General features: G+C 70.0%; 6 protein-coding genes. All 6 read right to left on the bottom strand.

Features of this window, described 5'->3' with window-relative positions:
• Positions 1-99 precede the first annotated feature (99 nt).
• Positions 100-1,269: a thiolase gene (locus tag VLK61_RS19690; RefSeq protein WP_325423324.1), complete on the bottom strand. Its 1,170-nt coding sequence runs from the start codon at positions 1,267-1,269 to the stop codon at positions 100-102.
• Entirely contained in the window at positions 1,266-1,667 is a 402-nt protein-coding gene (locus tag VLK61_RS19685; protein ID WP_325423323.1) for a Zn-ribbon domain-containing OB-fold protein, read from the bottom strand. The genes VLK61_RS19690 and VLK61_RS19685 overlap by 4 nt, the downstream gene beginning before the upstream one ends.
• 501 nt (positions 1,668-2,168) lie before the next feature.
• A complete protein-coding gene (locus VLK61_RS19680) occupies positions 2,169-2,291 on the bottom strand; it encodes a hypothetical protein (RefSeq protein ID WP_325423322.1) in 123 nt (40 codons plus the stop codon).
• Between the two features lie 121 nt (positions 2,292-2,412).
• On the bottom strand, positions 2,413-3,177 hold the full coding sequence (locus VLK61_RS19675; protein ID WP_325423325.1) for a L,D-transpeptidase: 765 nt from the start codon (positions 3,175-3,177) through the stop codon (positions 2,413-2,415).
• Between the two features lie 176 nt (positions 3,178-3,353).
• The gene (locus VLK61_RS19670) at positions 3,354-3,983 is read right to left on the bottom strand and encodes a L,D-transpeptidase (RefSeq protein ID WP_414636833.1); all 630 of its coding nucleotides are present in this window, start codon (positions 3,981-3,983) and stop codon (positions 3,354-3,356) included.
• A 263-nt stretch (positions 3,984-4,246) separates the two neighbouring features.
• The coding region (locus VLK61_RS19665) for a class I adenylate-forming enzyme family protein (RefSeq protein ID WP_325423320.1) at positions 4,247-5,164 on the bottom strand (918 nt) is incomplete at its 5' end.

Below are 5,164 nucleotides of genomic sequence, written 5' to 3'. Positions count from 1 at the left end.
GTTCTCGGCCGGCACCAGGCGCTCGCGCACGAAGCGGCTGACGCTGTCGAGCAGCGCGTTCAGGGTCTCGGTATCGCGGATCATCGTGCGCTACTCCTTTCACAGGACATCGGCGGTGCCGAGAATGGCCGTGGCCTGGCTCGACAGCGTGCCGCCGTTGCCGTGCGCCAGCGCGGTCTTCACGCCGGCCACCTGGCGCGCGCCGGCCTCGCCGCGCAGCTGCCGCACCGCTTCGATCAGCGTGAAGATGCCGTACATGCCGGGGTGCACGCAGGACAGACCGCCGCCGTTGGTGTTGACCGGCAGCCGGCCGCCCGGCGCGATGGCGCCGTTCTCGACGAACGCCCCGCCCTCGCCCTTGGCGCAGAAGCCCAGGTCTTCCAGGAACAGCAAGGTGTTGATCGTGAAGGCGTCGTAGAGCTCGACGACGTCGATGTCGCGTGCGCTCAATCCGGCCATCGCATACGCGGCGGCGCCGGATTGCGAGGCCGCCGTCACCGTCAGGTCGGGCATCGATGAGATCTGCCGGTGCCACACCGCGGTGCCGCTACCCAGCACGTAGACCGGCGGCTTGGGCAGGTCACGCGCACGCTCGGCCCGCACCAGCACCAGCGCGCCGCCGCCGTCGGTGACCAGGCAGCAGTCGCGCACCGTCAACGGGTCGGCCACCATGCGGGCCTTCAGCACATCGTCGATGCTCAAAGCATCGCGCATGAAGGCCTCGGGGTTCAACCGCGCCCAGGCGCGGGCGGCCACCGCCACCTCGGCCAACTGGCGGCGCGTGCTGCCATATTGATGCATGTGGCGCGACGCGGCCAGCGCGTAGGCCGACACCGGCATCGCCGGTTCATACACCTGCTCGTAGTGCTGCGGATCGAGGAAGCGCCGCGACGCGGCGACCTCCTTGCGACCGAAGGTGCCGGTGCGCTGCGCACTGCCGTAACACACCAGCACCGCGTTGCACTGGCCGGCCTGCAGCGCACGCATCGCCGGCAACAGGTGGGCGACGAAGCTGGAGCCGCCGAGCATGGTGCCGTCGACATGGCGCGGGTTCAGCCCCAGATGCTCGATCACCGGCAGGGTCCACATTGGCGCCGCGACGCTGGCGGTGCACAGGCCGTCGATGTCGCGCATCGTCAGGCCGGCATCGGCCACGGCCCGGTGGGCGGACTGGGCCAGCAAGGCCATGTCGTCGTAACCCGGTGCCTCGCCGCAGCCGAAGGTGGCGACGCCGGCGATCGCCGCGCTGCCGCGCAAGGGATCGCTCATTTCACACCCCCGTCGACCGCATCGAACACCACCAGGCCCGCCCCGTCCTGCTGCGTGACACGGCTGCGCACGCGCATGCCGATGCGCACCGCGTCGGAGGCCAGGCCTTCGACCCGGCTCATCAGCCGCACGCCTTCGTCCAGGTCGATCAGCGTGACGTTCAAGTCGCCGCCGGCATCGGGCTTGCGCCGCACCGTCGTTACCGCATAGACCGTGCCCAGGCCGCTGGGCGCCACCCAGCGCAAGGCCGGCGCGCCGCAATGCGGGCACAGCTCGCGCGGATAGAACACCGCATGCTGGCAAGCCGTGCAATGCTGGATCAGCCAGCGTCCTTCATTCAAGGCCGCCTGGTAGGTGCGCTGGGCGCTGCCGCCCGCGGGGCTGGGGGACTCGTTCATCGTGGGCATCTCCGTCGTCAGCCCACAGCATGCCGGGCTGCTGCAGCGGCGGCAATTTGCGAATCGTGAAGAGGGCCTTCTTGAGCCACAGGGCGGCCTGGCCGCAAGTTGCGGCAAGGCTTACCGGTTGTCGGGGCGGCGGGCTGCGGGTATCTACCCATGACGAGCAAAGTGAACGGCACGCGCCTTGCCCACCCAAGCTCAGGAACGGCCTGTTTGCATGGGGCAGCGGGCCAATCCGATCCACCCACTCAATTGGAGTCTTCTCACCATGACCAAGCCACTGACCTGGGCCTCTATCGCTGTCGCCGCCGGACTTGCCGCCGCTGTGGGCCTGTCGCACTCGCAATCCACGAACAGCGACACCAGCGCCGCCACACAGGCGGCACCGGCTGACCAGGCCGCGCAGGCGGCACCGGCGGACCAGGCCGCGCCGACGACGCCATCGACCAGCCCGTCGACCAGCCCCTCGCCTTCGGCGAGCCCCTCGACCGACATGAGTCAGCAACCGAGCACGGCGGCGCCGGCCACGACCGACAGCACGACCAGCGCGCCGGGTTCGTCGAGCACGACGCCGTCGCCGTCGACCAGTTCCGAGTCGCCGAGTTCGTCGCCCAGCTTCAACGCGGACCAGAGCCCGGCGCCACGCGCGGACCGGAACTGACCCCGGACGACCCGCTATCGCAACCAGCGCCGATGCTTGCATCGGCGCTTTTTCTTGGGCGATTCGCTCGCAGACCCGAGATCAGGCCCGCAAGCCGGGGTGATCGGCGGGCGCGTCGTCGAACAGGCTGCGGAACTGCTTCGTGATCGGCCGGGTTTCCGGCAGCACGTAGACCACGGCGGGCGAGCGCAGCAGCAGCGGCTGCACGCCTTGTTCGTACAGCGCCGGCGGCAGGTTGATGCAGCCGAAGGAGATGCGGTTGTCGGCCGAGGTGCGCGAGGCCAGCCGCTGCAGGCGGCGCTCGGCGGCGACCGTGGCGCGCACGCGGTGCATTGACACCGCCGCGCCGTAGTCGACCCAGACCACGTCCTCACCGGCCGTGTTGCGACCATGGCGCGCCACGAAGCGCCCGGCCGGCGTGGTGCGCTCGAAGGGCCGCACCTGGTCCAGCGGCCGCTCGGCAATGCCAGGCACCGTGTTGTCGCCGCGGGCCAGACCCAGCAGCACCGGGCCATCGTCCAGCAGGCGGCCCTGGGCATCGAAGATGAACAGCCGGGCGCTGCGTTTGTCGACCACCAGGAACGGCAGCCCGGCGTTGTCGGCCAGGCGGATGATGCGCGGCACGATGTTGCGCACATCGCCGGAAGCGCGATGCGCCGTCAGGTCCAGCTTGGCCTGATGGGCAGCGATGATGCGTGCGATCGGGTCCTCGTCGATCAGCGCCTGACCGGGCGCGGGTGGCACCGCCGGCGTGGGCTGCGCGGCTGGCTGGGCCGTGTGGATCGCGGCCACGCTGCGCCACGGGCCGGGCACATGCAGGCGAACCAGTTCTGCCGCTGCCAGCACGGACAACGCGGCAGACAGCACAGGAATCCATCTCTTGGCAGGTGGCATAGCAGCAGGGCCTGAAACAGGCGCGTCAGGTGGCCAATGGCCTCCTCGGGCATTTCATGTGCCCGGCGATGCTGCTGTGTGTGACAGGCCCTGGCGGCTGCGATGGGCCTGCGGGCTCGCCAGGGCGTCTACAGCGCGACAGGCGCCTGCGCGCCGGCGGGCCACAAGGTGTGCCAGCGGCTGCTGTCCTCGGGCATCACGTAGACCACGCCCTGGCCATGGCCGAGCACCGGCTGCACCACGGCGTCGAAGAAGTCGCCCGGCACCACCACGCAACCGGCGGAAATGCGCTTGTCGCGCGGGTTGACGGAGGCCATGCGCCGCGGGCGCTGCTGGTCGGCCGGGGCCGGCCGCAGCCGGTGGATGGCCAGCGCGTTGGCATAGTCCATCCAGACGACGGTATCGCCAGCCAGATTACGGCCAGGCACCGTGGTGAAACGGCCGGCGGGCGTGGTGAGGTCGTCCAGACGCAAGCTGCCGGTCTGCGCGCGTTCGCCGACACCCATGCTTGCCGCATCGCCGGGCGTGCGGCCCAGCAGCACGGTGGACACGCCGGCCACGCTGCCGTCGGCACGGTAGACGGTGATCGTCGCCGACTGCTTGTCGACCACGGCAAAAGGCATCTGGCGATGGTCGGCCAGCTTCAGCACACGCTGCACCAGCGCGTGGGCAGCCGAGGCCGCGGAGGCTGCGGTCGACGGCGGCGAGGGGGCTGCCGATTCCGTGGCGGCGCGTGCGCCCTGCCAGCCCGACATCATGGCGATCACCGCCACCACCACGCACGAACCTGCTACTTGCCGCACAACGAAACTCCCGCAACCGACGGTCAACGCAGCCGATGGCGACTTCGCTGACCGCTGGATACAAAAAAACCGGCCAAGAAGCCGATGTTTCGAATTTTACGGATCGCAGGCGCACAGACAAAGCCCGAAAAGCGCCCGGTAGATGCCGCTTTTCACGCTGCGCCGAGTTTGCGAAAGGTGTGCGAAGGGCTCGCGCAAGGCCCGCGCAGGTCCCCGTCTCAGGGGTATCTGGCGAGCAGGTCGCGTTTCATCAACTTGCCGCTGGCGGTGGTCGGCAGCTCCGGCACCGGCCGCACCACGGCCGGCCGCTTGTAGGGCGCCAGGTTGTCGCGCAGATAGGCCTTCAGCGCCACGTCGTCGAGCACGGCGCCGGGGCGCAGTTCGACAAAGGCGATCACCGCCTCGTTGCCATCGGCTTCGCGCTGGCCGACGACCGCCGCGCGCTGCACGGCCGGGAAGGCGTTCAGCACCGCCTCCACCTCGCCTGGATAGACATTGAAGCCCGAGCGGATGATCATTTCCTTCAGCCGACCGACGACGAACAGCGCGCCGTCCGCGGCCCATTCACCGAGGTCGCCACTGGCGTACCAACCGCCTTCGCGCATCACCGCGGCGGTGGCCGCCGGATCGCGAAAGTAGCCCGGCGTCAGCCCGCGGCCGCGCATCCAGATCTCGCCGCGCCGGCCGGCCGGCAAGTCCTGCCCGGTGGCGGGGTCGACGATGCGCAGTTCGGCCGCTTCCACGCAGTAGCCCGCCGCGGTGTCGTCGCGCCACTGGTTCAAACGCGTCAGCGTGATCGAGCCGGCGTACTCGGACAGGCCGTAGCCATGGTGCAAGGGCATGCCGAACACCGCCTCGACGCGCTGCTTCAGCAGCTTGTCCAGCGGCCCGGCGCCGGTGTAGAGGTAGCGCAGCTGCGGGCACGACGGGCGCTGGATGCCGGCCTGTTCCAGGTGCGCCAGCAACCGGGCGAACAGCGTCGGCGGGCCTTGCAGCTGGCTCACGCCCTGCGTGGCCAGCGCGTGCAGCACGTCGGCCGGGTCGAACTGGCTGCGCATCACCAGGCTGGCGCCGACCTGCAGCGAGGCCATCAGCACGGTGGCCAGGCCGAAGATGTGGGTCATCGGCAGGTAGGC

This window comes from Aquabacterium sp., assembly GCF_035476535.1.
GTDB lineage: Bacteria > Pseudomonadota > Gammaproteobacteria > Burkholderiales > Burkholderiaceae_C > Pseudaquabacterium.
This window is presented reverse-complemented; position numbering and strand designations above follow the sequence as displayed.